The sequence below is a fragment of the Vibrio sp. SCSIO 43136 genome (assembly GCF_023716565.1).
Lineage (GTDB): Bacteria > Pseudomonadota > Gammaproteobacteria > Enterobacterales > Vibrionaceae > Vibrio.
Map to the genome: position 1 here is coordinate 3,065,773 of NZ_CP071848.1, position 25,798 is coordinate 3,091,570.

The 25,798-nt window shown below is 47.4% G+C and carries 22 protein-coding genes and 5 tRNA genes; 9 read left to right on the plus strand and 18 right to left on the minus strand.

Annotated elements, in window-relative coordinates; genetic code table 11:
* Window positions 1-60 precede the first annotated feature (60 nt).
* Window positions 61-1,563, minus strand: a complete 1,503-nt coding sequence (gene rmuC / locus J4N39_RS14400; protein ID WP_252020663.1) for a DNA recombination protein RmuC — start codon at window positions 1,561-1,563, stop codon at window positions 61-63.
* Between the two features lie 128 nt (window positions 1,564-1,691).
* Here rmuC and J4N39_RS14405 point away from each other — a divergent pair, with 128 nt between their 5' ends.
* Window positions 1,692-2,594: a DMT family transporter gene (locus J4N39_RS14405; RefSeq protein WP_252020665.1), complete on the plus strand. Its 903-nt coding sequence runs from the start codon at window positions 1,692-1,694 to the stop codon at window positions 2,592-2,594.
* 44 nt (window positions 2,595-2,638) lie between these two features.
* Here J4N39_RS14405 and J4N39_RS14410 read toward each other — a convergent pair whose 3' ends face one another.
* From J4N39_RS14410 to ftnA, 3 genes are all read right to left on the minus strand, one after another.
* Window positions 2,639-3,826: a BaiN/RdsA family NAD(P)/FAD-dependent oxidoreductase gene (locus J4N39_RS14410; protein ID WP_252020667.1), complete on the minus strand. Its 1,188-nt coding sequence runs from the start codon at window positions 3,824-3,826 to the stop codon at window positions 2,639-2,641.
* Window positions 3,827-3,916: 90 nt separating this feature from the next.
* The gene (gene uspB, locus J4N39_RS14415; protein ID WP_252020670.1) at window positions 3,917-4,240 is read right to left on the minus strand and encodes a universal stress protein UspB; all 324 of its coding nucleotides are present in this window, start codon (window positions 4,238-4,240) and stop codon (window positions 3,917-3,919) included.
* Window positions 4,241-4,335: 95 nt separating this feature from the next.
* Window positions 4,336-4,863: a non-heme ferritin gene (ftnA, locus tag J4N39_RS14420; RefSeq protein WP_252020672.1), complete on the minus strand. Its 528-nt coding sequence runs from the start codon at window positions 4,861-4,863 to the stop codon at window positions 4,336-4,338.
* 159 nt (window positions 4,864-5,022) lie between these two features.
* On the opposite strand from ftnA, the gene J4N39_RS14425 reads away from it, so the two are divergent.
* Window positions 5,023-5,451, plus strand: coding sequence for a universal stress protein (locus J4N39_RS14425; RefSeq protein WP_252020674.1), 429 nt, complete (start codon window positions 5,023-5,025; stop codon window positions 5,449-5,451).
* Between the two features lie 57 nt (window positions 5,452-5,508).
* On the opposite strand, the gene J4N39_RS14430 is transcribed toward J4N39_RS14425, so the two are convergent.
* Window positions 5,509-5,973: a hypothetical protein gene (locus J4N39_RS14430; protein ID WP_252020676.1), complete on the minus strand. Its 465-nt coding sequence runs from the start codon at window positions 5,971-5,973 to the stop codon at window positions 5,509-5,511.
* Between the two features lie 395 nt (window positions 5,974-6,368).
* Window positions 6,369-7,151: a class I SAM-dependent methyltransferase gene (locus J4N39_RS14435; RefSeq protein ID WP_252020678.1), complete on the minus strand. Its 783-nt coding sequence runs from the start codon at window positions 7,149-7,151 to the stop codon at window positions 6,369-6,371.
* A gap of 133 nt (window positions 7,152-7,284) precedes the next feature.
* On the opposite strand from J4N39_RS14435, the gene asnC reads away from it, so the two are divergent.
* The gene (gene asnC, locus J4N39_RS14440; RefSeq protein WP_252020680.1) at window positions 7,285-7,749 is read left to right on the plus strand and encodes a transcriptional regulator AsnC; all 465 of its coding nucleotides are present in this window, start codon (window positions 7,285-7,287) and stop codon (window positions 7,747-7,749) included.
* Window positions 7,750-7,837: 88 nt separating this feature from the next.
* Here the strand turns inward: asnC and prlC are convergent, their stop codons facing one another.
* Entirely contained in the window at window positions 7,838-9,880 is a 2,043-nt protein-coding gene (gene prlC / locus J4N39_RS14445; RefSeq protein ID WP_252020682.1) for an oligopeptidase A, read from the minus strand.
* Window positions 9,881-10,077: 197 nt separating this feature from the next.
* Here prlC and J4N39_RS14450 point away from each other — a divergent pair, with 197 nt between their 5' ends.
* The 3 genes from J4N39_RS14450 to J4N39_RS14460 all read left to right on the plus strand — a co-directional run bounded on the left by J4N39_RS14450 (window position 10,078) and on the right by J4N39_RS14460 (window position 12,981).
* Window positions 10,078-10,917: a 23S rRNA (adenine(2030)-N(6))-methyltransferase RlmJ gene (locus J4N39_RS14450; RefSeq protein WP_252020684.1), complete on the plus strand. Its 840-nt coding sequence runs from the start codon at window positions 10,078-10,080 to the stop codon at window positions 10,915-10,917.
* Window positions 10,918-11,011: 94 nt separating this feature from the next.
* Window positions 11,012-12,367, plus strand: coding sequence for a glutathione-disulfide reductase (gene gorA / locus J4N39_RS14455; protein ID WP_252020686.1), 1,356 nt, complete (start codon window positions 11,012-11,014; stop codon window positions 12,365-12,367).
* Between the two features lie 137 nt (window positions 12,368-12,504).
* The gene (locus J4N39_RS14460) at window positions 12,505-12,981 is read left to right on the plus strand and encodes a phosphatase PAP2 family protein (protein WP_503063943.1); all 477 of its coding nucleotides are present in this window, start codon (window positions 12,505-12,507) and stop codon (window positions 12,979-12,981) included.
* Here the strand turns inward: J4N39_RS14460 and J4N39_RS14465 are convergent.
* The 10 genes from J4N39_RS14465 to J4N39_RS14510 all read right to left on the minus strand — a co-directional run bounded on the left by J4N39_RS14465 (window position 12,978) and on the right by J4N39_RS14510 (window position 21,061).
* Window positions 12,978-13,937 (minus strand): SPOR domain-containing protein, encoded by a 960-nt coding sequence (locus tag J4N39_RS14465; RefSeq protein WP_252020690.1) that lies wholly within the window; start codon window positions 13,935-13,937, stop codon window positions 12,978-12,980. The genes J4N39_RS14460 and J4N39_RS14465 overlap by 4 nt on opposite strands.
* 107 nt (window positions 13,938-14,044) lie before the next feature.
* On the minus strand, window positions 14,045-14,986 hold the full coding sequence (locus J4N39_RS14470; protein ID WP_252020693.1) for an ABC transporter permease: 942 nt from the start codon (window positions 14,984-14,986) through the stop codon (window positions 14,045-14,047).
* Between the two features lies 1 nt (window position 14,987).
* Window positions 14,988-15,965, minus strand: coding sequence for an ABC transporter permease (locus J4N39_RS14475; protein ID WP_252020695.1), 978 nt, complete (start codon window positions 15,963-15,965; stop codon window positions 14,988-14,990).
* Between the two features lie 135 nt (window positions 15,966-16,100).
* On the minus strand, window positions 16,101-17,654 hold the full coding sequence (locus tag J4N39_RS14480; RefSeq protein WP_252020697.1) for an ABC transporter substrate-binding protein: 1,554 nt from the start codon (window positions 17,652-17,654) through the stop codon (window positions 16,101-16,103).
* 70 nt (window positions 17,655-17,724) lie between these two features.
* Window positions 17,725-19,440 (minus strand): dipeptide ABC transporter ATP-binding protein, encoded by a 1,716-nt coding sequence (locus J4N39_RS14485; RefSeq protein WP_252020699.1) that lies wholly within the window; start codon window positions 19,438-19,440, stop codon window positions 17,725-17,727.
* 953 nt (window positions 19,441-20,393) lie between these two features.
* Window positions 20,394-20,470 (minus strand) — tRNA-Pro (locus J4N39_RS14490).
* Between the two features lie 55 nt (window positions 20,471-20,525).
* Window positions 20,526-20,601 (minus strand) — tRNA-His (locus J4N39_RS14495).
* Window positions 20,602-20,742: 141 nt separating this feature from the next.
* A tRNA-Pro gene (locus tag J4N39_RS14500) sits at window positions 20,743-20,819 on the minus strand.
* Window positions 20,820-20,875: 56 nt separating this feature from the next.
* Window positions 20,876-20,951 (minus strand) — tRNA-His (locus J4N39_RS14505).
* A 33-nt stretch (window positions 20,952-20,984) separates the two neighbouring features.
* Window positions 20,985-21,061, minus strand: a tRNA-Arg gene (locus J4N39_RS14510).
* 290 nt (window positions 21,062-21,351) lie between these two features.
* Here J4N39_RS14510 and J4N39_RS14515 point away from each other — a divergent pair.
* The gene (locus tag J4N39_RS14515) at window positions 21,352-21,765 is read left to right on the plus strand and encodes a c-type cytochrome (RefSeq protein WP_252020701.1); all 414 of its coding nucleotides are present in this window, start codon (window positions 21,352-21,354) and stop codon (window positions 21,763-21,765) included.
* A 76-nt stretch (window positions 21,766-21,841) separates the two neighbouring features.
* Here the strand turns inward: J4N39_RS14515 and rep are convergent, their stop codons facing one another.
* On the minus strand, window positions 21,842-23,860 hold the full coding sequence (rep, locus tag J4N39_RS14520) for a DNA helicase Rep (protein ID WP_252020704.1): 2,019 nt from the start codon (window positions 23,858-23,860) through the stop codon (window positions 21,842-21,844).
* Between the two features lie 218 nt (window positions 23,861-24,078).
* On the opposite strand from rep, the gene J4N39_RS14525 reads away from it, so the two are divergent.
* Window positions 24,079-24,660 carry a TetR/AcrR family transcriptional regulator gene (locus J4N39_RS14525; RefSeq protein ID WP_252020706.1) on the plus strand — a complete coding sequence of 194 codons (582 nt, stop codon included), beginning with the start codon at window positions 24,079-24,081 and terminating at the stop codon, window positions 24,658-24,660.
* A gap of 45 nt (window positions 24,661-24,705) precedes the next feature.
* Entirely contained in the window at window positions 24,706-25,791 is a 1,086-nt protein-coding gene (locus J4N39_RS14530) for an efflux RND transporter periplasmic adaptor subunit (RefSeq protein WP_503063698.1), read from the plus strand.
* Window positions 25,792-25,798 lie beyond the last annotated feature (7 nt).

Here is a 25,798-nt window from a genome sequence, read left to right on the forward strand (position 1 = left end):
GTTTGACTCTTTATCGAGAAAACTCACCTGAGATAAAACAACGCATTGATGGAATTGCGGTTAGTCTACTTTATCCTCAACCTCTTGTCTTTCGACCAATGCGTCATTTTGCGCCATGTCGAGCAAAGTCGGAGAAATCGAGCGTTTGACTTCAACCCCAAGTTCTTTAAAGGATTCCGCCTGACGCAAAACATTGCCTCGTCCAGTGGCTAATTTGTTCATCGAGCCTTGATAGGCTTGATTGGCTTTATCCAATGCGCCCCCAAGCGACTCCATATCATTTAAGAACAGGCGCAGCTTGTCATAGAGCTTGCTGGCGCGATCGGCAATCACTTGGGCATTTTGATTCTGACGCTCATTGCGCCATAGATTATCTATGGTACGCAGTGCCACCAATAAAGTTGTCGGGCTCACCAAAATAATGTTTTGTTCTAGTGCATCATTGACCAGTTTCGGGTCAGCTTGAATCGCCAACTGGAATGCAGGTTCGACCGGTATAAACATCAGCACATAGTCTAGGCTAGTGATGCCTTTTAGCTTGTGGTAATCCTTATGGCTCAAGCCTTTTATATGGGCTCGCATGGCATGTAAGTGCTCACTTAGTGCACGATCTTTTTGCTCATCTTGCTCGGCATTAAAGTAGCGTTCATAAGCAACTAAGGTCATTTTCGAGTCGACCACCACCTGCTTATTGCTCGGCAGTTCAACCACCACATCTGGCTGATAGCGCTTGCCAGCGTCATCTTGCAAGTTCACTTGGGTGTGATACTCATGCCCTTCACGTAAGCCAGACTCGGCTAACACTCTCGCCAGCACTACCTCACCCCAGTTACCTTGTTGTTTATTATCCCCTTTCAAGGCTTGGGTGAGATTTAGCGCTTCTTGCGCCATCTGCTCATTGAGCTTTTGCAAATTACGCACTTCATAAATCAAGGCATGACGCTCTTTAGCTTCTTGCCCTAACCCATCAGAGACTTGTTTTTTAAAGCCTTCAATTTGCTCTTTAAGTGGCGTCAAAAGGCCATCTAAGCTTTGGCGGTTTTGCTGATCTACCTTGGCGGTTTTTGCTTCAAACAGTTGATTGGCAAGGTGCTCGAACTGCTGCTTCATACGTTGTTCGGCATTTTCCAATAAGGATAGCTTCTCGGCGCTGGCTATCTGCTCTTGTTCATGGCGAGCCTCTTGCTCACGACGCATTGCTTCGCTGTCTGCAAGCAGGCTTCGGGTTTGCTCTAGGGTTGAAGCAAGCTGCTGCTTTTCCTGCTTGAGGGTATCGAGGTAACGCAGCTTCTCCATCGCAGCCATCAAGCGGCCGTGTGATTGCTTGAGCTCATGGGCGGACTTGTCTCGCTCGTCATCCATTTGGTCCAGCTCAGCCTGCGCATCATTTAAGCGCTGCTCAGTTTGTCCCATGAGTTGCTGTTGGTGCTCTAACTGCTCTTGTAACAAGTGGTTTTGAGTCGATAACTTAAGCCGAACCCAACTGCCTACCACTAAACCGCCTAACGCAGCGCCTGTGGCTAACGAGATAAGAATTTGCTGATTTTCAATCACCCATTGCATTGGCAACACCTAATACGATTTTTGATATAAAAATAGTATTTACATACTGGATAAATGTCCAGTTTTTACCTCGGGTAATGGCGGCTATATTGTGCCCAGTTTCCCCATTAAATTAGGCTGTTATCACTATGAATGAACGTCGTGCGTTAGGGTTTGGCATCAGTGCTGTACTCTTGTGGTCCACGGTAGCTACGGCTTTCAAGCTCACCTTGGCCGAGCTGACTCCAGTGCAAATGCTCACAGCAGCCAGTGTCGTGTCTGCTATCGCACTGTTAGTTATTTGCGCCGTTCAAGGCAAGCTATCTCAACTTGGCAGCACGTTTGCCTCCAATCCCGGTTATTACCTGCTACTTGGACTGATCAACCCGCTTGGGTATTACCTAATTTTGTTCAAAGCCTATGAACTGCTGCCCGCCTCTCAAGCTCAACCGCTCAACTACAGCTGGGCGATCACACTGACCTTAATGGCCGCTCTGTTTTTGGGGCAAAAAATCCGTAAACAAGATTGGTTTGCTTGCGTACTCGGCTATCTGGGTGTGGTGGTGATCGCCACCAAAGGCAACCTACTCGCCCTTGAGTTTGAAAGCCCAATGGGGGTTGGACTGGCCCTACTGTCGACCCTGCTCTGGGCCAGCTATTGGATTCTTAACACCAAAAACAAAGCCGACCCTGTGCTGGGTGTATTGCTTGGTTTCTTAGTTGCTCTACCATTTGCCTTCGCCATCGCTTGGTATGAAGGGGCAAGCTGGATTCAAATTAGCTGGAAAGGCTGGTTAGCGGTAAGCTACGTCGGCCTATTTGAAATGGGCGTCACCTTCGTACTCTGGCTATCAGCATTAAAGCTCACCAACAACACCGCCCGCATCAGCAACCTGATCTTCACCTCGCCGTTTATCTCTTTGATGTTGCTTGCGACGATTATTGGGGAAGAAATTCACCCTTCGACTTTGGTGGGGTTAGGGTTGATTGTGGCTGGGTTGTTGGTTCAGCAGCTTAAATCTAAGCCTACTCCTGAAGCGACGGCAAATTAGTAATTACTATTAAAAAGGGAAGCCACAGGCTTCCCTTCTCTATCTTAAACATTCTGTCCAGCCACATATCCACTCGACCAAGCCCACTGGAAGTTAAACCCTCCTAGCCAGCCAGAGACATCCATGACCTCGCCTACAAAGTAAAGCCCCGGAACTTGCTTCGCCTCCATGGTTTTGGACGAGAGCTCATCGGTGTTTACACCACCCAGAGTGACTTCGGCAGTACGGTAACCTTCGGTGCCGTTTGGCAGCACTTGCCAGTTTTCAAGCAAGGTGACGATCGCTTGCATCTCTTTTGGGTTGTACTGCTTAAGCGGTTTATCGCTTAGCTCTTTGCGAGCAATCAGCACTTCTACCAGACGCTTAGGTAGCACTTTAGCTAGAGTGTTTTTTAAACTCTGATTTGGGTGTTTTTCACGAGAGCGTGTAAGCAGGTCTTCGATATCATCATTCGGTACAAGATTGATGGTGACCGACTGCCCTGCTTGCCAAAAAGAGGATACCTGTAGCACCGATGGACCAGACAGGCCACGATGAGTAAACAGCAGCGCTTCTTTAAACAGAGTACCGTCTTCTGCGGTGATTTCTGCGGGTACAGCGATACCAGAGAGCTCTTCTAGCGACTCTTTGTCATGTTGATGCAAGGTGAAAGGAACAAGACCTGCCGTGGTTGGTACCATAGATAGACCAAACTGCTCTGCAATCTTGTAGCCAAATGGAGTCGCCCCCAGTTTTGGCATTGACAGGCCGCCAGTGGCAACCACTAGGGATTCACACTGATACTCATCAGTATCTAGGTGCAGACTAAAGCCAGAGCCTGTCTTCTCGATACTGTGCACATCACAGCGATAGCGCTGTTTCACGCCAGCGTTATCGCACTCTTTTAGCAGCATATCGACAATTTCTTTAGCCGAGTCGATGCAAAACAGCTGGCCGTGGTCGCGCTCTTCAAACTCGATGCCGTATTTGCTTACCAGCGAGATAAAGTCCCAGTTGGTGTATTGAGACAAGGCCGACTTAACGAAGTGTGGGTTATTACACAGGTAGTTATTGGCTGAGACATCATAGTTGGTGAAGTTGCAACGGCCGCCGCCAGAAATAAGGATTTTGCGCCCCGGCTTTTTGGCATGATCGACCACCAGAACCGATCGGCCTCGGCTCGCCGCTTGCGCAGCACACATCAAACCCGCAGCACCTGCGCCAATCACAATTACATCAACTTGATTGCTCATTTTTCTCTTTCTCGCTAAAAAACAAAAAGGATGCACGAGCAGTCGTGCATCCTTCACAGATGTTATTTTAACCGTTTCTGGGTGTAAGAGCTACAGCAGTATAGCGCCTAACACAGTCACACCGAGTAAAGAGGTTGAGAGCACAAATAGCTCCCTAACTTTCATACACTTACCGGTAAAGACTTCGTCATGATGGTGAAGATACTCACGGCTCTTCAGATAATGAAACAATCTGACTTGTTTGGCCATGTTGCCGTGGGCGGTAAAAAATCCGCCCCCATCCACCTGTTGATAAAGAAGGGGATGGGCTTCACGCATGATGTATATCAGTGACCGCAGTGCCGTTAAATAGCGTGCCATGTTCACTGTTGTCACCAAGAGCAACGTAAATAGTATAGTGTCTCCACTGATCATCTTTTCCTCCCTACATCTTCTAGGACTTACTAGAAATACGCCGGATTAGGAAAAGAGTTCAGTCGCCCTTAGCTATAACAATAAGTTGGGGGCTATTACTCTGCCGGCGCGTCCATGATTGAAGATGAACCTGCTTTCGCCATCTCTGCTAGGTCTTTATCAATGAAGAATAGTGCCTTACCATCTTCACCAACCAACTCTAGCTTGTCTAAAATCCCTTTAAACAATTTCTCTTCCTCGTGCTGTTCAGCCACGTACCACTGTAGGAAATTGAATGTCGAGTAGTCTTGAGTAGAGAATGCGACGTGAGCTAGCTTATTGATTTTCTCAGTAATCATTTGCTCGTGTTGGTAAGTTTCACGGAATACATCACCAAGGCTTGCAAACTCGTGCTGAGGAGCTTCAATTGCACCAAGAATCGGCATTGAACCTGTTTCGCTCACATAGGTGAAAAGTCGCTGCATGTGCTCCATTTCTTCCGTTGCATGGGCACGCAAAAATTCGGCTGCGCCTTCAAAACCTTTATCTTCACACCAAGCACTCATTTGTAAGTATAGATTGGATGAGAAGAATTCCAGATTAATTTGCTCATTTAGTTGTTCAACCATTGCTTGGGCTAGCATTTATGACTCCTGTTTGAATACGACTGACGTCTGTCACTATATCACTTTATTTGCTGATAACTCGAATGTTTAGCCGTGTAGAATGAGATCGGCTCGGCAATTTATAAGGCGCTCAAATGCTACTCTTAAAAGTAAGGGTTTAACCATGAGGGTCTTTTTATGAGCTACCAACACATCTTAGTCGCCATCGACTTATCTGAAGACAGTAAGATTTTGATCGATAAAGCCGTCAGCTTGGCAAAGCCACTCGACGCTGCGGTCTCTTTCATCCATATTGACGTGAATTATGCCGAGCTCTATACCGGACTGATTGATATCAACCTTGCGGAAACCCAACACCAGAACATAGAAACGTCACAAAAGCAGCTACAAGCACTGGCCGACCATGCTGAGTATCCAATCAAACATACGCTAGTTGGCAGTGGTGATTTAAGTGGCGAGCTGCAACAAGCAATCAAAGAGCTGGAAGTGGATATGTTAGTGTGTGGTCATCACCAAGACTTCTGGAGCAAGCTATTATCGAGCACACGACAATTGATCAATAGTTCTCCGGTCGATTTATTAGTGGTGCCGCTTAAGGAAGATTAAGCCAGACAAAAGCAACAGGGCGAGCCAATTGGCTCGCCCTGTTTGTATTTGGTGCGATTAATGCAGGGCTTGTCTCGGCGCTTGCGCTAACTCGAAAGGTTTGAGTGTTAGCTGCTGCTGAAGCTTTTGGCTACGCTTCTCTACTTTGGCCAGTTTCTTAAGTAGTTTTTGCTGCTTCTTCAACGACTTCTTAATCTTCTTCAGCTGCTTATTTTGCTTTTTCAGTGCCTTTTTCTCCGCCTTGTCTGCCTTTTGACCCTTGCTTGCCTTGATGGTCTCAACGGGCTTAGACGTTTGCTCTGTTACTTCTGTTGGTACCAATCGTACCGCTGATTGAGGATTTGCCACAGCATGAGCTAAGGAGTGATTTGGAAGACTGGCAGGCTTACATAAACGGGTTTTGTCATTCGCCGCACGGCTACATGAGTGGCACACAAACTTTGGTGCAGCCACCACCTGATGGATAGTGCCCAACTCCGCTGCGATGTCGCGACGATTATATTTACACAAGCGCTTAGTCATACCACTCTCCAAGCCATTAACCCATTTATCGTCACATGTACTGATAACGATTCGTGTTTAGATATATCGCTTTATTGAGTGAATAGCAAGCAGAGTTTGCTAAGCGTTTGATTGTTGTTATTAGGGCGTGTTGACCTTTCGAGGCCAAATTTTGTTCAATCTAGATGGGTTCTGAGCAAGGAATGAGGAACGTAGCATAGTTATTCTATGTAAGAGACGAATGACGCAGCGCAGGAGCCATCTAGATGAACCCTACGGGCAGTGTTTGTCAGCCCTTTCTCCTGCGTTATCGCATATTTGTATAGAATGACTATACTGCATATGCGCTGCCTTGGATAAAGAGCTGACAAACGCTGCAAAATTGACCTCGAAAGGTCAACACGCCCTAGGTCTGTCTATTCGGTCATGGAGGCGTTGACGTAAACGTCAAAACGATTCTTTTTGGTTTCGATAGCCATAGTGGGTTTCTCACCATCGAGCCATTGTGCATAGTCAGGACGTTTTACCACGACGCGTTTAGTCGCAAGCTTAAGCGCTGGACTTAGCAAGCCATCGGCATCAGTATCTGCGCCGACCAAAGATTGGAAAACACGCATCTCCTTTTTCACCAAGGCTGATTTCTTTTTGTTTTCTGGGTGCGGGTACATTGGATCAAGATACACCACGTCAGGGCGTTCAAATCCTTGCTGCTCTGAAAGCGACTCCAGCGCATTCAAACTGCTTGCGTGCAGCAGTGACATGCGTTGCCCTACCCAAGCGCCAATTTCTGGATCTTGCTTGGCACGCTCTAAGCCATCATCTAGTAGCGCCGCCACCACAGGGTTACGCTCAATCATCTGCACTTTACAACCTAAAGACGCCAAAACAAACGCATCACGGCCAAGCCCTGCTGTGCCATCAAGTACTGTCGGTGTCGCCCCTTTGTTCAAGCCCGCAGCTTTGGCAATCGCTTGGCCTTTGCCGCCACCAAATTTGCGCCGATGCCCCGCCGCACCACCCACTAAGTCGACAAAAATCGCCCCGAGCTTTGGTTCATCCAACTTACGTAACTCCAACTGCTGCTCAGTCAGCACTAAGCCAAACAGTGAGCTTTCGTCGTGGCTTAGTTGCCAACGCTCGGCCAATGCATCAAGAGTCGCATGTTGGTGTGGGTTTTCGCAAATAAGTTGGATTTGCACCGTGTTCTCCGGGTTAAGTGTGGCTTACGGGCGACAGTGTAATCATTTCTCGCCTTGGGATAAATCACCAACTGGTGTTTCTCCCCCATTCAATTGTAGACTGAGCACTTGAAGCCTTAACCGAGCAAGCGGAATGCAGACCACTCAACCTCGCCTAGACGACCTAGACAAAGCTATTCTTAAAGCCTTAATGAACGATGCGCGAACACCCTATGCGGAGATGGCTAAGCAGTTCAATGTCAGTCCTGCCACCATTCACGTGCGAATCGAGAAGATGAAATCGGCCGATATCATTGAAGGCACGGAAGTTATAGTGAATACCAAGAAGCTTGGCTATGACGTGTGCTGTTTTATCGGCATCAATTTGAATGCGGCGAGGGATTATCACTCGGCACTGGAAAAGCTCAATGCCTTGGATGAAGTCGTTGAGGCTTACTACACCACGGGCGCTTACAATATTTTTGTCAAACTGATGTGCCGCTCGATTGAAGAGTTGCAATTTGTGCTGATTGATAAGCTGCAGGCGATTGATGAAGTACAATCAACGGAGACGTTGATTTCATTGCAGAATCCGATTAATCGGAATGTGAATCCTTAATCGGACGCTGCGCTAGCGGCTAACGGTAAACGGCACACGGAAGAATCTCCGCCGCCGTTTACCGTTTACCGTTTACCGTTTACCGAAATTAAACGCTGATTCCTGAGTGACGCAGCAACGCATCAATCTGTGGCTCACGGCCTCGGAAACGCTTGAATAGCTCCATTGGCTCTTCGCTGCCGCCCATTTCTAGGATGTTGTTTAGGAAGCTCTTACCAGTGTCTTGGTTAAAGATGCCTTCTTCTTCAAAGCGTGAAAATGCGTCTGAAGAGAGTACCTCAGCCCAAAGATAGCTGTAGTAACCCGCAGCATAACCACCAGCAAAGATGTGGCCGAAACTGTGAGAGAAGCGGTTCCATTCAATACTTGGTAGTACTGCAACTTTCGACTTCACTTCTGTTAAGGTTTCGAGCACTTTTGCGCCCACTTCTGGGTCGTAATCAGTGTGTAGAGTGAAATCAAACAGTCCGAACTCAAGCTGGCGCAAAATAGACATCGCCGATTGGAAATTCTTCGCCGCTAGCATTTTATCTAGCATCTCTTTTGGCAGAGCTTCACCGCTCTCATAGTGGCCTGAAATAAAGCTCAACGCCTCTTCTTCCCAACACCAGTTTTCTAAAAACTGACTTGGCAGCTCAACCGCATCCCATGGCACGCCATTAATGCCCGACACCGACGGAACATCGATTTGGGTAAGCATGTGGTGGATACCGTGGCCAGTTTCGTGGAAAAGCGTTACAACTTCATCGTGGGTAAATAGAGCAGGCTTATCCCCAACAGGCTTGTTGAAGTTACAAGTCAGGTACGCCACAGGCGTTTGCAGCTCACCTGATTCGGTAGTGCGACGAACTCGACACTCATCCATCCATGCGCCGCCACGTTTATGTTCGCGAGCGTATAGGTCTAGGTAAAAGCTGCCACGTAGAGTGTTATTGGCATCAAAAATATCGAAGAAACGTACCGACTCATGCCACACATCCACGTCATTACGCTCTTGTACTGACATACCAAATACACGCTTAAGGACCTCAAATAGGCCAGATACCACGGTACTTTCCGGGAAATAAGGGCGTAGCTCTTCATCAGAGAATTTGAATAGCTGCTGTTTCTGCTTCTCGCTGTAGTAACCGATGTCCCACAGGTTCAACTCGCTCACGCCATGTTCAGCTTGAGCAAATTTGCGCAGCTCTTCTACCTCGCGCTCGCCTTGCGGCTTAGCTTTAGTCGCGAGATCGTTCAAGAAACCTAAAACCTGTTGCGGCTCTTGCGCCATCTTAGTGGCTAGAGATTTCTCACTGTAGTTAGCAAAGCCTAACAGACGAGCAATTTCATGACGCAGTTTAAGTTTTTCAGCGATAAGCTCGGTGTTATCCCACTTACCTGCATTTGGACCACGATCAGAGGCGCGGGTCACGTACGCTTCGTACATCTCTTTACGCAACTCTTGGCTGTCTGCGTATGTCATCACTGGGATGTAAGACGGCATTTCTAGGGTAAGCAGCCAACCATCGAGCTCTTTAGCTTCAGCAGCAGCTTTAGCGGCGGCCATGGCAGATTCTGGCAGGCCAGCAAGTTGTGCTTGGTCGGTAATATGCTTGGTCCAGCCCATAGTGGCATCAAGTACATTATTAGAAAACGTTGAGCCTAGCTCAGACATACGCTTACTGATTTCGCCATAGCGCTTTTGTTCACTCGCAGCGAGGCCAATGCCCGAAAGTTCAAAATCACGCAGTGCGTCGGTGATGGTTTTCTTTTGCGCTTGAGAAAGCGTGGCAAACTCATCGGAAGCCTTGATGGTCTTGTATGCCTCGTAAAGCGCTTTATGCTGACCGACCCAAGTGCCGTATTCAGATAGCATCGGCAAGCAGCTTTCGTACGCTTCACGCAGCTCATCACTGTTCATCACCGAGTTTAGGTGGCTCACAGGCGACCATGCTCGGCTGAGCTTGTCATCAATTTCTGCCAGTGGTGCACAGACACTCTCCCAGCTAGGAGTGACATCTGGCTGAGTCACTTTCTCTACCATAGCTCGGCAATCGTTAATGATGGCTTCAATCGCTGGGTGTACGTGTTCAGGTTTGATCTGTGAGAACGACGGTAAGTCAGTGATAGTAAGTAGAGGGTTAGACATCAGCAGTTCCTTTTGAAAGAGGTTGATTCCTTCATTAAATGTAGCCTGTGAGACTAAAAATCAATAGCAAACTCAAAAACTAACCCCAGATTGAGTGTTACAAAGCGTTTTTTGCGGGCGAATATTACCTAAATCTCAGCCTAGATTGTTATACTGCTCTGATTGGGTTGTCCCCTAATCAAATTCGAGAGAGTATCGTGCTTAGTTACCGACACAGTTTCCATGCTGGCAACCACGCAGATGTGGTGAAGCATATTGTTCAATCCCTGATCCTCAATGCACTTGGGCAAAAAGATAAGCCGTATGTTTACCATGACACCCACTCAGGTGTTGGCCGCTACGACCTGACCCATGAGTGGTCAGAAAAAACAGGGGAATACAAACAGGGCATCGCTCGTGTTTGGGCACAAAACGATATTCCACAGGACATACAAAGCTACCTTGCGGCAATTGAGACTCTTAATGAAGGCAAGGAGCTGCGCTACTACCCAGGCTCTCCTCGTGTTGCTCGTGCTCACCTACGCAAGCAAGACCGCATGGTTCTGACCGAACTGCACCCAAGCGATCATCCTTTGCTTGAGCAAGAGTTTCACCGTGACCGCCAAGTTAAGATCTACAAAGAAGATGGTTTCCAACGCCTCAAAGCGAGCTTGCCTCCTAAAGAGCGCCGCGGTCTAGTGCTGATTGACCCACCTTATGAGCTAGCAAAAGAGTACCGAGATGTGGTGCGTGCGATCGCACAAAGCCATAAACGCTGGGCCACAGGTATATATGCTATCTGGTACCCAGTGGTCAATCGCCACGACATCGACGACATGTTGCAAGGATTAGAAAAGCTGGGTATTCGCAAAATTCTTCAAATCGAGCTCGGTGTATCGCCAGATACCAATGAGCGTGGTATGACCGCATCAGGCATGATTGTGATTAACCCGCCATGGAAGCTTGAGCAGCAAATGAGTACCATCTTGCCGTTCTTGAAAGAAGCAATTGCACCAGCCACCGGTCACTTTAAGGTGGAATGGATCGTTCCGGAATAAGGTATGTAAATCCCTACCTTTAAAAATCGCTCAACAGATAGAATATTAGAGAGCTAGAAGCTCAGAAAAAATTAAAAAAATAACGGAGAAAGTTATGTCTAATCATTTTGATTACATTTGTATCGGCGGCGGTAGCGGCGGTATTGCATCAGCAAACCGTGCAGCAATGCATGGCGCTAAAGTGGCATTGATTGAAGCGCAAGACCTTGGCGGTACTTGTGTAAACGTAGGTTGTGTACCTAAGAAAGTGATGTGGCACGGCGCTCAAATTGCTGAAGCGATGCACCTATACGCCAAAGACTACGGCTTTGATGTCGATGTAAAAGGCTTTGATTGGGGCAAGCTGGTTGAAAGCCGTCAAGCATACATTGGTCGAATCCACCAAGCGTATGACCGAGTACTTGGCAACAACAAGATCAACGTGATTAAAGGCTTTGCTAAGTTTGTCGATGCCAACACAGTTGAAGTTAATGGTGAACACTACACCGCTGACCACATTCTTATTGCTGTTGGTGGTCGTCCAACCATCCCAAATATTCCGGGTGCCGAGTACGGTATCGATTCAAACGGTTTCTTTGAGCTAAACGAGCAACCTAAGCGTGTTGCTGTCATTGGTGCGGGCTACATCGCAGTTGAAATCGCAGGGGTGCTTCATGCACTAGGTACAGAAACCCACCTATTCTGTCGTAAAGAATCGCCACTACGTAGCTTTGACCCACTGATCATCGAAACCTTGGTTGAAGTGATGAACACCGAAGGCCCTACGCTACATACTCACTCTGTACCAAAAGAAGTGGTGAAAGAAGCGGACGGTAGCCTGACTCTGCACCTAGAAAATGGTGAGAGCCAAAACGTTGATACCCTAATTTGGGCGATCGGCCGTCACCCAGCAACTGACGCGATCAACCTTGCCGCAACAGGTGTTGAAACTAACGACAAAGGCTACATCAAAGTCGATGAGTTCCAACAAACCAACGTTGAAGGCATCTACTGTGTGGGCGATATCATGGAAGGTGGCATCGAGCTTACCCCTGTGGCAGTAAAAGCAGGTCGTCAGCTTTCTGAGCGCCTATTCAACGGTCAAACCAACGCTAAAATGGACTACAAACTGGTTCCGACCGTGGTATTTAGCCACCCACCAATCGGCACTATTGGTCTAACCGAACCTGAAGCTATCGCTCAATACGGCGAAGAGAACGTTAAAGTGTATAAGTCTGGCTTTACTGCGATGTACACCGCTGTCACTTCAAACCGTCAGCCATGTAAGATGAAGCTGGTATGTGCTGGCCCTGAAGAGACCGTAGTCGGCCTACACGGTATTGGCTTTACAGTGGATGAAATGATCCAAGGCTTTGGTGTAGCAATGAAGATGGGTGCAACCAAAGCAGACTTCGATAGCGTAGTCGCAATTCACCCAACGGGTTCTGAAGAATTCGTGACGATGCGATAAACTTCACTCCATCCGAATCAAGCCCGGCAGTGTCCGGGCTTTTTATTGCCCATTTATACCCAACGAAAGACAGTAAACTACCGCCAATGAATAAGTTTTTAAAACCAGTCATTTTGACGTCTGCACTTATTAGTTCCATGAGTTACGCCAACGATAGCCTCACCACCTATGGCGATATCGCTCAGATTGGTATTCCTTTGACCGCAGGGGCTATCTCTTTATACAAAGGGGACAATGAAGGCTTTATTCAATTGGCAGAAGGTGCGCTTTACACTGCCATTGCCACCCATGCACTCAAGTTTACCGTCAATGCGGAAAGACCAAATGGTGGTGACCACTCCTTCCCATCAGGCCATACTTCGGCGGCGACTCAAGGTGCGGCTTATCTGCAATTTCGCTATGGTGCTGCCTACGGTATCCCTGCCTATGCGGCAGCGGCGTTAGTGGGTTATTCACGTGTGGAAGGGGAATATCACCACTGGCGAGATGTCATTGCAGGCATGGCGCTCGCAACAGGTATTCAATACATGGTGACCGAGCAAGGCTACTCAATCACGGTTTCACCCTACTTTGATAAAAAAGAGAGCGGCTTAACCGCTCAACTTCGTTTTTAAGGCTGGATGCACAAAACATTCAGTAAAGACGAGCCTTTCAGTTGGGTCACTTTACCGCTGGTAAAGAAGCCCTTCTGCTCCATGCCCCAATACGGCAGATGCACCGGCCATTTATTTTTGGACAGTTCTTCGGTTTGCAATATCGCTTGCCACTCATCGTGATTGGCAAGGCGCATACCTAACTTCTTACACACGCCAAGCGCACTGCTGTAACTCATACGGTTCCACGGCTTGTCATGTTCCATATAGAAGGTATCACTGCCATCATTAACGTAAGGCACCACATAAGTGTGTTGGTTTAACTGAGCTTTGCGTCGAACCTCTATATTGCCCGTTGAGGTAACTTTAGGTGCGCTATTGAGCCCTGTGGTAGCGACAGGTGCGGGTTCTGGCTTAGGTTGTGGTTTTGCCGCAGGCTTTGGCTGCTGAGCTTTAGCCGCAGGCACCGTGGCACTCATCGCAGGGGCAGGTTTGGCTTTAGCTGGCGCCGCTGGTTTTGGTGCTTGCGCAGCAGGTTGTGCACTTGGCGCTGCTGCAACCTTTACTTCACGGATAAAGGCATCATTGTATTTAGCCAAAGTGATTATCATGCGCCAATCTTTCTTGGCTGCTCGGTAATTCTCGTATGGACCGATCAGGCAGCGGTAACCTCTTGCCTCTTTTTTCATCCAAACGTCAGAAGTGATTTCTCGATACAAGCCTTTGGCCTCAGTCAGTGGCATCGGCTTGTCCAATATTCCACACTGGACCCAAAACATGTTTTCAGGGTTGGTTGGCTTCTTATTGCCCCATAAGCCATCACCAATTGGGCAATCTGCGCTAAGCATGGGCAGTTCTTTACTCGATGCCTGAGTCGCATCACAAATATAGTCTTCAGCCATTACGGTCGTCACTGGCAACATCATTGTCAATGTAAGCGCCAATACAGCAGCACGTACCGTCATTTTTCCGTCCATAGTTCCTCTCCGAGCCCAATACCCAGTGTATTGAATGCAAAAAAAGAGCCGAAAATTTCGACTCTTTAGTTTAGGAATATTTATGATTAAAAATCAATCGCTTTGGATCACCCTTTGTAAATCTTAGGGTTGAATACGTCACGTAGCCAGTCACCGAGCAGGTTAATCACCAACACCAGCGCCACCAACACGAAACCTGGGAAAGCAGTAATCCACCAAGCGCCAGAGAAGATGTAGTTAAAACCAATACTGATCAGTGCACCAAGCGAAGGCTGATCGACAGGCAAACCAAGACCAAGGAACGACAGCGCTGCCTCAGACATGATGGCGTTAGCTACCTGCACTGTCGAGATAACCAAGATCGGTGACAGACAGTTAGGCAAGATGTGGCGGAACATGATACGAGGTGCTTTAAAGCCCATCACACGAGCTGCTTCAACGTACTCTTTTTTCTTCTCAGCCAGTACCGAGGCACGCACGGTACGAGCGTATTGAGGCCACTCAGCCACACCGATAATCACCACCAGCATTACCACCGCATACTGGGCATAGAAATCACTGCCAAAGCTGGCTTTAAAGATAGCCGAGACGATGATTGCTACCATCATGGTCGAGAACGACAATTGCACATCGGCAAAACGCATCAAGAAACTGTCCACTCGACCACCGAAGTAACCTGCTGACAGACCAATGATGATGCCTAAAAACAGCTGCAAACCCACTGCCAAGAAGCCGATGGTCAGTGATAAGCGAGAGCCATAAAGAATGGTCGAGAAAATATCACGGCCCTGTTCATCGGTGCCAAGCAAGAATCTCTCGTCACCATCTTCCATCCAAGAAGGAGGCAACTCTGAGTCCATGATATCGATGGAAGCCAAGTCATACGGGTCAGATGGTGCAATCAGTGGCGCCGCCAGCGACATCACCAAGAACATCATAAACACCGAAAAAGAGAACATCGCCACTTTGTCTTTTTTGAAATAGTAGAGAAAGTCCGACTGTTTAAATCGCTCCCAACGAGAAGGAGCGGTTGCGGTTGTTGTGTTCATATTAAGCTCCTTTACCCGTTAGGTTCACGGTTGGGTTGATCAATCCATACAGTAGGTCGACGATGGTGTTGGTCACCACGAAAATCAGGCCAACAAAAATCACGTAAGCGGTGATAAGTGGCGTGTCGACTCGGTTGATCGCCTCAAGGAACAAAAAGCCAGTACCTGGCCATTGGAATACGGTCTCAGTCAAAATGGTGTAAGCCACCATGGTACCGATTTGAACACCACCAACCGTCAACACTGGAAGCATGGTATTTTTCAGTGCGTGCTGGTAGTGAATTTTATTGGTCGCAAGGCCCTTTGCTTTACCGAACTTGATGTATTCTGAGCTCAGCACTTCAAGCATTTCAGAGCGTACTAAGCGGATAAACAGAGGCAGCATAATAGAAGCCAGAGAAATACATGGCAGTACCAAGTGCGCTAGGCCATCAAGGGTAAAGAAGCCAGAATCCCATCCCAGAACGTTAGCGGTCTCCCCTCGCCCATAGGAAGGCAACCATCCAAGCTCGATGGAGAAAACGTACATCAACATGATGGCGGTTAAGAAAACAGGAATGGAGATACCAATACTACTGCCTGCCATCACGATTTTGGTGAAGACACTCTTTGGATGAATCGCCGAATAAACCCCAAGCGGGATTGAGCAGACAATGATAATAATTGATGCGCCAAACACTAATTCAAGCGTGGCGACCAGCTTGCTGAGGATCACCTCAACGGCCGGCTTTTTGAAGAAGTAAGATGTACCTAAATCGCCCTGTACGGCAGCGCCGACAAAACGAGAGTATTTGGTGATGAATGGGTCGTTAAGACCAAGCTCGTCGCGCAATGCCTGACGCTCTGCCTCAGAAACCGACTGGCCCACTAACTCACGCAGCGGATCCCCTAGGTTGTCCTGAATAGCAAACGCCACCAAACTGATCACAAACATCACTATCAGTGCCTGAAACAGGCGCTTGACCAGAAACGTAAACATTCCCTGCCCCTTTTATAACTTTCCATAGTTTTCAGTCTTAAAAATGGCACCTAACCCGACTGAAACAAGGTTAAGCACCGAAATTGTAACCGTAGTTACCAGCGCTGCCCGCAAGCAGGCAGCGCTTTACATAACTTACTCAGAAACCACTAGGTCACCGAAGTAAGGGAAGTTCATACCGTTAACGATTGGACCGATGTTAACGTTGCTCTTCGCAGCCCATGAAGGATCCTGCCAGTGTAGAGGAACGAACGCCGCTTCATCGTATAGCGTTGCTTCAACTTGCTTCAGCATAGTGCTACGTTTCGCTAGATCCGTTTCAGTGTTTGAAGCATTCACTAGCTTGTCCACTTCTGCGTTACCGTAATGACCACAGTTGTACTGACCTTTACCTGTTTCAGAGTCACGAGTCATCGCTAGGAACTCAGTGAAGTTCGCTGAATCTTCAGTATCTGGGTGCCAACCGATCATTAGCATGTCCGCAGCACACTTATCGAACTCAGGCCAGTATTGCGCTTTAGGCATTGTCTTCAGGTCAACCTTGATACCAATCTTAGAAAGCATTGCCGCAGCCGCTTGAGCGATCTTGTCATCGTTCACGTAACGGTTGTTTGGCGCCATCATCGATAGGTTAAAGCCATTCTCGTAACCCGCTTCTTTCATCAGAGCTTTCGCTTTCTTCAGGTCAAAACGTGGTTTCAGATCTTCGTTGTAGCCTGCGTAACCCACTGGGCTCTGTTGAGCCGCTGGCGTTGCCGCACCTTTCATGATCTTCTTAGCAATACCTTCGTTGTTGATTGCGTAAACGATCGCTTGGCGAACACGCACATCTTTCAACGCTTCATTGCTGTTTTGGTTCATTTGGAAAGTGATAACACGTGTACCCGGCATAGTGTACAGGTCAGCGTCTTTCGCTTTTTCGATACGGTTGTAGTCGTTTGGTGCCACTGGAGCAATCATATCTACGTCACCAGAAAGAAGTGCTGCAACACGCGTTGCGTCTTCTTTGATTGGCACTAGAGTGATTTTGTCTACGTTACCTTTGCCTGCATCCCAGTAACCGTCAAAACGCTCAAATACTACCTTAACGCCTTGCTCACGCTCAGTGATGGTGTATGCACCCGTACCAGAAGCGTTAGTCGATGCGAACGAGTTACCGTGCTTAACGATTTCGCCTTTGTCTTTACCCGCAGCGTCTGTGCCAGAGTAGAACTTGCTGTCCATTGGGAAGATGTAAGTTGCAACGTTTTCTACCAATGGGTAAGTGCCATCTGTTTTCACTTCAACCGTGTAGTCATCCACTTTGGTCAGTGAAACTAGAGGAGCGAAGATGCCTTTAAAGTCTGGAGAGCTCTTCAGACGGTCGAATGTCCAAACGACATCGTCTGCAGTGAAGTCATTACCTGAGTGGAACTTAACGCCTTTACGTAGATTGAAACGCATAGTTTCGTTATCGACACGTTCCCAAGACTCAGCTAGACGTGGTTCAAATTCCATTTTTTGGTTAAAACGAACAAGTGGATCAAACACCATGTGAGACATTTGCATCGTACCACCAGATAGCTGCTCTTGCGGGTCCAGTGATACTGGGTCTGCATCGTAAGCAACGGTGATATCTGCTGCAGCTACTGAAGCGCTAAGCCCTGCTGCCATTAGCGCCATAGCTAATTTGCTTTTCATGGTTTTCATTGCATAACTCCTTATGCGGGAATCCAAATCCCTAGTTGTTGTATTTGTCTGTGTTGTTTTTCTTATCGGCTTACGCCGTTTTTACGTCTTCTCGTAGGCCAGTAAACTCCGGCATTAGAGAAATCAGCTGCTTACTGTACTCATGCTGAGGATCAGTAAACAATTGCTCGGTCGGAGCCACTTCGAGTAGTGTCCCCATCTGCATGACACCAATGCGATCACACATCTGACGTATTACCGGCAAGTCGTGGCTGATAAACAACATCGTCAGGTTGAGCTCGTCCTGGAGATCTTTGAGCAAGTTAAGGATTTGCGCTTGAACTGACACATCAAGTGCCGAGGTTGGTTCATCACAAATCAAAAGTCGTGGGCGGGTAGCTAGCGCACGTGCGATAGAAATACGCTGACGCTGGCCTCCTGAGAATTCGTGCGGATATTTGACGCCAGCCATTTTCCCTAAACCAACGTGATCCAACAGATCATGTACGATCTGACGGGTTTCATTCTCATTAGCGGTCAGTTTGTGGAAACGGATCGGCTCTGCGATGATATCGAAGATCTTCATTCGAGGGTTCATCGAGGTATAAGGGTTCTGGAACACCATCTGCATCTGGCGACGCAATGGACGACGCTCTTTTTCAGATTTAAGTGAAGTGAGATCAATGCCTTCAAAAGTGACCTTACCTGAGTTTGGCTCATAAAGGCCAGCAATGACACGGGCAATGGTAGATTTACCAGAACCAGATTCGCCCACCAAACCAAAGGTTTCCCCTTCAAATACTTCAAAGCTAACGTTATTTGACGCTTGCACGTACTCACGGCGGCTTTCAAACAGAGAATCTTTGGTAACAAAGCGAAGATTGACGTTTTCCACGTTAAGCAACGGGCCAGTGTAATCACGGTGGTCTTGGCTTTGACCTAACCAGTGATTTTTCACATCCAGCGGTTCCATCTCATGCGCTTCTTCGATATAGCTCACCAGCGGGAATCGGTCGAGTTTGATGTCTGAGCGAGGTACCGCTGAAATCAAGCTACGAGTGTATGAGTGCTCTGGTGTACCCAGCACTTTTGCTGTTGGGCCAAACTCCACCAGGTCACCACGATACATCACGGCCACTCGGTCAGTGACGTTAGAAACCACACCCATGTCGTGCGTTACCAACATACAACCGACATTTTTTTCAATACATAGGTCGCGAATCAGTTTCAAGATCTGGTCTTGAATCGACACATCTAGAGCGGTTGTTGGTTCATCAGCAATGATCAGATCAGGCTCACCCGCTAGTGCAATTGCAATCACCACACGTTGGCGCATACCACCAGAAAATTGGTGCGGGAACTGTTTTAGGCGGTTTTCGGGTTGAGGAATACCCACTTGCTTCATTAACGCAAGTGAACGATCGTAAGCTTCTTGATCGCTGACCTTCATGTTGGCATGAATGGTCTCTTTAAGCTGGTGCTCAACCGTAAACAAAGGGTTTAGAGAGGTCATTGGATCTTGGAAGATAAATCCAATTTTGGAGCCACGTACTTTACGCATCTGCTCAGTACCTAGACCCGAGATTTTTTCCCCGTCGAGGAAAACTTCCCCGTCGGCAATCAAGCCAGGAGGGCTCAGTAGGTCGATGACCGCATTACCCACGGTCGACTTACCTGCACCAGACTCACCTACCACACCAACGATTTCACCACGTTCAATATTAAACGAAAGTGACTTAACGGCGGCGTGTACCCCGTGGCGAGACGGGTATTCGATTCGAAGATTTTTAACTTCTAATAGTGACATTAACCAGACCTCTACTGCTTTGGCAGCTTTCTGCCCTGTCTGTAAATTGAATCCATTCAACGTCAGAGAACAATCTGACAAAAAATTAGCCAGCCAACAATTTGGCAAATCTTTCACAGAAAAGCAACAATCAAAGCATAAAAAATCGTCACCCACACAATCTAAAGCACAAAGACTGCATAATAATGCAGCATTTAAGTTGATCTAAACTAGTGATATAGCCACTATCACTAGTAATATGCTCTAAATACGCAGGAATAAACCAGATAAAGAGGAGGAATGAACAAAGTTATCAGTAATTAATACTTATATAATTATTCACAAGTTGTTAGTTACAATACGACAACATCCACCAGTGGCACGCCAATTTTCTAGTCAATAGCACTGATCAAGTCGTAATAAATCAGCACATAACACCACAGACCAGTGCAATATAACGAGCACTTATCCATAGATAACTCTGAATTGTTCAATGTTCCATCACCCCATAAAAAGGTAGCAGGAGAAAATGTTCCAAGACGAACAATCTTTCGCTTTGATAACTAGCGCGGGTTTTTATGCTGGCAGCAAGTTGGAAGTTTCGGGCACGTCACGGAAATGGTTAAGGGGGATGTAAGGGGTTTTGAAGGTGAGACGAGAAACGGGAAACGGGAAACGGGAAACGGGAAACGGGAAACGGGAAACGGGAAACGGGAAACGGGAAACGGGAAACGGGAAACGGGAAACGGGAAACGGGAAACGGGAAACGGGAAACGGGAAACGGGAAACGCTATCCAATATGAATTTTAGGGCGAGTAAGTCAAGAACTCGATGGATATCTTGCCCTGCCTTTTACCGTTAGCAATGCAGAGCATGGCGTCCTTTTCCCTTTTACCGAAATACGAAAAAGCCCCAGCGATTGCTGAGGCTATTAAACGCAAAAAAGCCTCGTCATTCGACGAGGCTTTAAATGATGGTCGGTGAAGAGGGATTCGAACCCCCGACCCTCTGGTCCCAAACCAGATGCGCTACCAAGCTGCGCTATTCACCGACTTGTGTTTTATCTTAACCTAAATTAAGAATGGAAGCTAAAGCTACCTAATTAATGGGGTGGCTAACGAGATTCGAACTCGCGACCACCGGAATCACAATCCAGGGCTCTACCAACTGAGCTATAGCCACCACTAATTTTTTATATAACCGCCTAAGCGACTATTGAAATAGTGGTCGGTGAAGAGGGATTCGATGGTCCGGCATTCCGGCCCCCGACTCTGTGCTCTCTTTACCAACACAATCATGTTTATTAAACACGATTTAAAATGATGGTCGGTGAAGAGGGATTCGAACCCCCGACCCTCTGGTCCCAAACCAGATGCGCTACCAAGCTGCGCTATTCACCGACTTATGTTTTATCCTGACCCGAAATCAAGATGGGAAGCAAACGCTACCGAAATAATGGGGTGGCTAACGAGATTCGAACTCGCGACCACCGGAATCACAATCCAGGGCTCTACCAACTGAGCTATAGCCACCACTATTTTTTACCGATATTTCCTCCAGGCTTATGGCGCGCCCGAAAGGATTCGAACCTTCGACCTTTGGCTCCGGAGGCCAACGCTCTATCCAGCTGAGCTACGGGCGCATGCCCTATCGGCGGAGTGGAATAATACGGATATCACACTATGCCGTCTAGTGTTTTTTTCAACTTTTTTATCGTTTGTTGTCTTTTTCAGCAGTTAGGATGTGATAAAGCCCCTGTAAGAGCGATCTTGTGGTTTATTGCAACAAGCCAACAAGCTATAATCACGCAATATTTACAATGATTTAACAGCTGATTTTCGGCTGGTTATCATATAGCACCTTCTAATTAATCAAATACGGCTGGATGCCAACGCAGATTGGTAAAAATCGCCTGGGAATGTAAGTGAGTTTATGGATATGTCTCGATTCGGAATCGGCCTAATGGCTGCAGCGCTAACTTTTTCAAGTGCTTCTTTTGCTTCTTCAGTAAGCCAAGAAGAATATGACGCTATCGCAGAACGCATCAAACCTGTGGGTCAAGTTTACTTGGCGGGTGCTGAGCCAGTGTCGAATGAACCAGCAGAGCCGCGTGATGGCGCTACGGTTTACAACACTTTCTGTACAGCCTGTCACACCTCTGGCGTGAGTGGCGCACCGATCAAAGGTGACGCAGACCAGTGGGCCCCTCGTTTGGCTCAAGGTATGGATGTCGTGACTGACCACGCAATCAATGGCTTTAACGCAATGCCAGCAAAAGGTTCTTGTATGGATTGTAGCGACGATGAAATCATCGCAGCCATTGAACACATGATTGAAGGTCTATAATAGAGGCTTTCCTCTATATACCCTCTTATATATAAAGAAGGCTTGGTGTTCTCACCAAGCCTTCTTTTATTACCTATTACTTTTTATTAAACATTGAACGGATATTGGCAATGTGCGCCTGCCCTTTAGCCATTCGCTCTTCCGCTGACACTGGCTTTTTGGTTAGCTCCCACTCGACATCATCATGGGGCAACTCATCAAGAAATCGACTTTGGGTGGGTTTGATCAGTTCACCAAACTGGCGGCGTTCACGACAACGAGTAAAGGTGAGCTCTTTTTGCGCTCGGGTGATGCCTACATACATTAAGCGGCGTTCTTCCTCGACGTTCTCTTCATCAATACTGGTTTGGTGCGGCAATATGCCTTCTTCGGTACCAATAAGATAAACGTAAGGAAACTCAAGACCTTTTGAAGCATGCAAAGTCATCAGCTGCACTTGGTCAGCATCATCGTCATCTTCACCTCGCTCCATCATGTCTCTTAGCGTCAGGCGCTGCACCACTTCTTTGAGCGTCTTCTCTTCTTTGTCATAGTTATCGCCTTCAAGGTCTGCCACTATCCAACTGTAGAGATCCGAGACGTTTTTCATTCGCATCTCAGCCGCTTTCGGACTCGATGAAGTCTCATACAGCCAATCTTCGTAGTTGATGTCACGTACTAACGCACGCACTGCATCAACAGTATTACCACGCTCAGCGTTATCGGCAATGGCGACAATCCACTGAGTAAAGCGGCGTAAGTTGTCTAAACCTCGTCCCGACAAATGTTGCTCTAGGCCCAGCTCAAAGCTGGCCTCAAACAAACTTTTGCCCCGCATATTGGCGTAATTACCAAGTTTCTCTAGAGTGGCAGGCCCTATCTCACGACGTGGTGTATTAACAATGCGCAAGAATGCGTTGTCATCATCAGGGTTCACCAATACTCGCAAGTAAGCCATGATGTCTTTGATTTCGGCGCGAGCAAAAAACGAGGTACCACCTGAGATTTTGTAAGGCACTCGGTTTTGCATCAATGACTTTTCAATCAAGCGCGATTGGTGATTGCCTCGATATAAGATGGCGTAATCTTTATATTCGGTGCGGTTGAGGAATTTGTGGGCGATCAGTTCACCGGTGACTCGCTCTGCTTCATTGGTCTCATCTTTTGCCACCAACAACTTGAGCTTTTCCCCATCAGGAAGCTCTGAAAACAGTGTTTTTTCAAACACGTGAGGGTTGTTGGCAATCAAAATGTTAGCCGCTCTCAAGATACGACTAGTAGAGCGGTAGTTTTGTTCAAGCTTAATCACTTTCAACTGGGGGAAATCTTGGCTCAGCAACACCAAGTTTTGCGGCTTGGCGCCTCGCCACGAATAGATAGACTGATCGTCATCACCAACTACGGTCAAACGAGCACGCTCTCCCACCAGCAGTTTAACCAACTCGTACTGACTGGTGTTGGTATCTTGATACTCATCCACCAACAGGTAGCGAATCTTGCTTTGCCAGCGCAGACGTACTTCTTCATTAGTCTTGAGCAGCAATACCGGCATCGCAATTAAGTCATCAAAATCGAGCGCATTATAGGCCTTCATCTGGTTTTGATATTGTTCAAAACAAAATGCAAATAGCTGCTCTTTTTCGCCTTTCGCCATCCCTTTGACTTGCACTGGGGTCAGCATGTCATTTTTCCAGTTGGAAATAGAGCTGAGCAGTTCACGCAGTAAATCTTTGTCACCGTCGATTTGCTTTTCGGTCAGCTCTTTAAGCAGCGCCATCTGATCCTGATCGTCAAACAGAGAAAAACCCGCTTTAAGACCAAGCGCTTTGTACTCACGACGAATGATATTGAGTCCCATAGTGTGGAAAGTGGACACCATCAAGCCACGCGCTTCTTTTTTCCCCAAGGTTTGAGCGACACGTTCATTCATCTCGCGCGCCGCTTTATTAGTAAAAGTCACCGCCGCGATATTACGAGCTTTGTAGCCACACTGCTGAACAAGGTAAGCAATCTTATTGGTGATCACTCGAGTTTTGCCCGAGCCTGCTCCCGCAAGTACCAAACAGGGACCAGAGACATACTTTACCGCTTCATCTTGTCTTGGGTTCAGCTTCATGACATTTCCAACCGCTAAAAATTAAGGCGACCTATGATAGATCTGACGGCTTGGGATTACTACGTCAATTGCGTCACGCCACCTGCTTTGCACTAATATTATCCAATCAAGCGATCAATATTAAGCTAAGCAAGTATTAGTTAAGTACCACTTTTTTGTTGCATTGATTACATTTGCCTTAGATAATGAATGAACGTTCATTCATTTTGGAGTTCGCCATGAGCATTCAAGCCGATATGGATAAACGCGACAAGATCCTAAAAGCCACCCAAGATTTGCTAGCAAAAGAAGGCTTTCACGGCCTTTCTATGCAGAAAATTGCTAAGCACGCTGGTGTCGCCGCTGGCACCATTTATCGTTATTTCGACGATAAGGAAGCGCTACTCAAAGAGATCCGCATGAGCGTGACCAAATTGATAGCGGTTGAAATGCAAGCTGGGGTGAGCGACGACATGCCGCTCGAAGCGCGATTTAGGATCATGTGGCTAAATCTATGGGAGCTCGGTCAAGGCAATAGCAAAGTACTCAACAACCAGGTTCAGTACGAATCTTTGCCTCAACCGACCACCGAAGAAGAGCGTGAGGCGGAACGAAAGCTGTTCCCACACGTAGAAAAGATGTTCAAACAAGGTATTGCCGAAGGGGTCTTCAAACCTTTAGACGGCAAAATCCTTTTCACCCTGAGTTTGCAAACGGGCGTCATGCTCGCCAAAAAACACGCTCAAGGGGTGATTGAGTTAGATAAACACTCGCTGGAGGAAGCTATTTCCGCCAGTTGGGACGCCATCATACAACATTAGATCGGAGTTAAATTGAGTATGAAGAAGTTCTTTATTTGGTGCGTCATGATAGTAGTTTCAATACTACTGTTTGGCAGTGTCATCGGCTTCAATATGTTTAAAGAGCAAAAAATTGCCGAGTTCCTTGCCAATCGACCTGAGCCTGAGTTCCCGATCACCGTAACAACGGCGGAATCTCAAGACTGGGTACCTAGCATCGAAGCGATCGGCTTTATCGAGCCGAACCAAGGTGTATCACTTACCACTGAAACCAGCGGTGTGATTACTCAAATTGATTTTGAATCCGGCACCAATGTCAAAAAGGGTCAGGAACTTGTCAGCCTCGACTCTCGCGTTGAAAAAGCCAATTTGCGCAGCGCGGAAGCTCGCCTTCCTGCTGCAGAAGCGAAGTTCAAACGCTATGCAGGTCTATTCGAAAAAGGATCTGTTTCTAAAGAACAATACGATGAAGCGCAAGCCTCTTTCTTGTCACTTTCTGCGGACATCGAAAGCTTAAAAGCCTCTATTGAACGTCGTACTCTGATCGCACCATTTGATGGCGTTGTAGGTATCCGTAATGTTTACCTTGGTCAATACCTTCAACCTGGCACCGATATCGTTCGCCTTGAGGATACCAGTGTAATGCGCCTTCGTTTCACTGTGCCTCAAACCGATATCTCACGCATCCATCTTGGTCAGCAAATCAATATCTCGGTTGATGCTTACCCGCAAGAAGCCTTCGTTGGTGCGATCAGTGCCATTGAACCTGCGGTCAACATTCAAAGCGGCCTGGTCCAAGTTCAAGCCGATATCCCTAATAACGACGGCCAACTACGTAGTGGTATGTTCGCTCGTGCGAGCATCATTCTTCCGACTCTAGAAAACCAGATCACCCTGCCACAAACCGCCATTACCTTTACTCTGTACGGAGATAGCATCTACACCGTTGAAGAAGTTGATGGTGTGAAGCGAGTCAAACAGAACGTGGTCAAAGTGGGCGAGCGTAAAGGTGATATCGCACACATCTTGTCAGGTGTTGAATCAGGTGATGTGGTGGTGACCACAGGTCAGGTACGCCTGAGTAACGAAGCGAAAGTTCGTATCGTCGAGAGCGATGCAACCCAAACGCCAGCCGAAACCCCAATGCTGTAAGCGGGAG

Coding starts and splice junctions, on each gene's coding strand:
- rmuC (WP_252020663.1), bottom strand. CDS start 1,563: ATGCAATGGGTGATTGAAAATCAGCAAATTCTTATCTCGTTAGCCACA.
- J4N39_RS14405 (WP_252020665.1), top strand. CDS start 1,692: ATGAATGAACGTCGTGCGTTAGGGTTTGGCATCAGTGCTGTACTCTTG.
- J4N39_RS14410 (WP_252020667.1), bottom strand. CDS start 3,826: ATGAGCAATCAAGTTGATGTAATTGTGATTGGCGCAGGTGCTGCGGGT.
- uspB (WP_252020670.1), bottom strand. CDS start 4,240: ATGATCAGTGGAGACACTATACTATTTACGTTGCTCTTGGTGACAACA.
- ftnA (WP_252020672.1), bottom strand. CDS start 4,863: ATGCTAGCCCAAGCAATGGTTGAACAACTAAATGAGCAAATTAATCTG.
- J4N39_RS14425 (WP_252020674.1), top strand. CDS start 5,023: ATGAGCTACCAACACATCTTAGTCGCCATCGACTTATCTGAAGACAGT.
- J4N39_RS14430 (WP_252020676.1), bottom strand. CDS start 5,973: ATGACTAAGCGCTTGTGTAAATATAATCGTCGCGACATCGCAGCGGAG.
- asnC (WP_252020680.1), top strand. CDS start 7,285: ATGCAGACCACTCAACCTCGCCTAGACGACCTAGACAAAGCTATTCTT.
- prlC (WP_252020682.1), bottom strand. CDS start 9,880: ATGTCTAACCCTCTACTTACTATCACTGACTTACCGTCGTTCTCACAG.
- gorA (WP_252020686.1), top strand. CDS start 11,012: ATGTCTAATCATTTTGATTACATTTGTATCGGCGGCGGTAGCGGCGGT.
- J4N39_RS14460 (WP_503063943.1), top strand. CDS start 12,505: ATGAGTTACGCCAACGATAGCCTCACCACCTATGGCGATATCGCTCAG.
- J4N39_RS14465 (WP_252020690.1), bottom strand. CDS start 13,937: ATGGACGGAAAAATGACGGTACGTGCTGCTGTATTGGCGCTTACATTG.
- J4N39_RS14470 (WP_252020693.1), bottom strand. CDS start 14,986: ATGAACACAACAACCGCAACCGCTCCTTCTCGTTGGGAGCGATTTAAA.
- J4N39_RS14475 (WP_252020695.1), bottom strand. CDS start 15,965: ATGTTTACGTTTCTGGTCAAGCGCCTGTTTCAGGCACTGATAGTGATG.
- J4N39_RS14480 (WP_252020697.1), bottom strand. CDS start 17,654: ATGAAAACCATGAAAAGCAAATTAGCTATGGCGCTAATGGCAGCAGGG.
- J4N39_RS14485 (WP_252020699.1), bottom strand. CDS start 19,440: ATGTCACTATTAGAAGTTAAAAATCTTCGAATCGAATACCCGTCTCGC.
- J4N39_RS14515 (WP_252020701.1), top strand. CDS start 21,352: ATGGATATGTCTCGATTCGGAATCGGCCTAATGGCTGCAGCGCTAACT.
- rep (WP_252020704.1), bottom strand. CDS start 23,860: ATGAAGCTGAACCCAAGACAAGATGAAGCGGTAAAGTATGTCTCTGGT.
- J4N39_RS14525 (WP_252020706.1), top strand. CDS start 24,079: ATGAGCATTCAAGCCGATATGGATAAACGCGACAAGATCCTAAAAGCC.
- J4N39_RS14530 (WP_503063698.1), top strand. CDS start 24,706: ATGATAGTAGTTTCAATACTACTGTTTGGCAGTGTCATCGGCTTCAAT.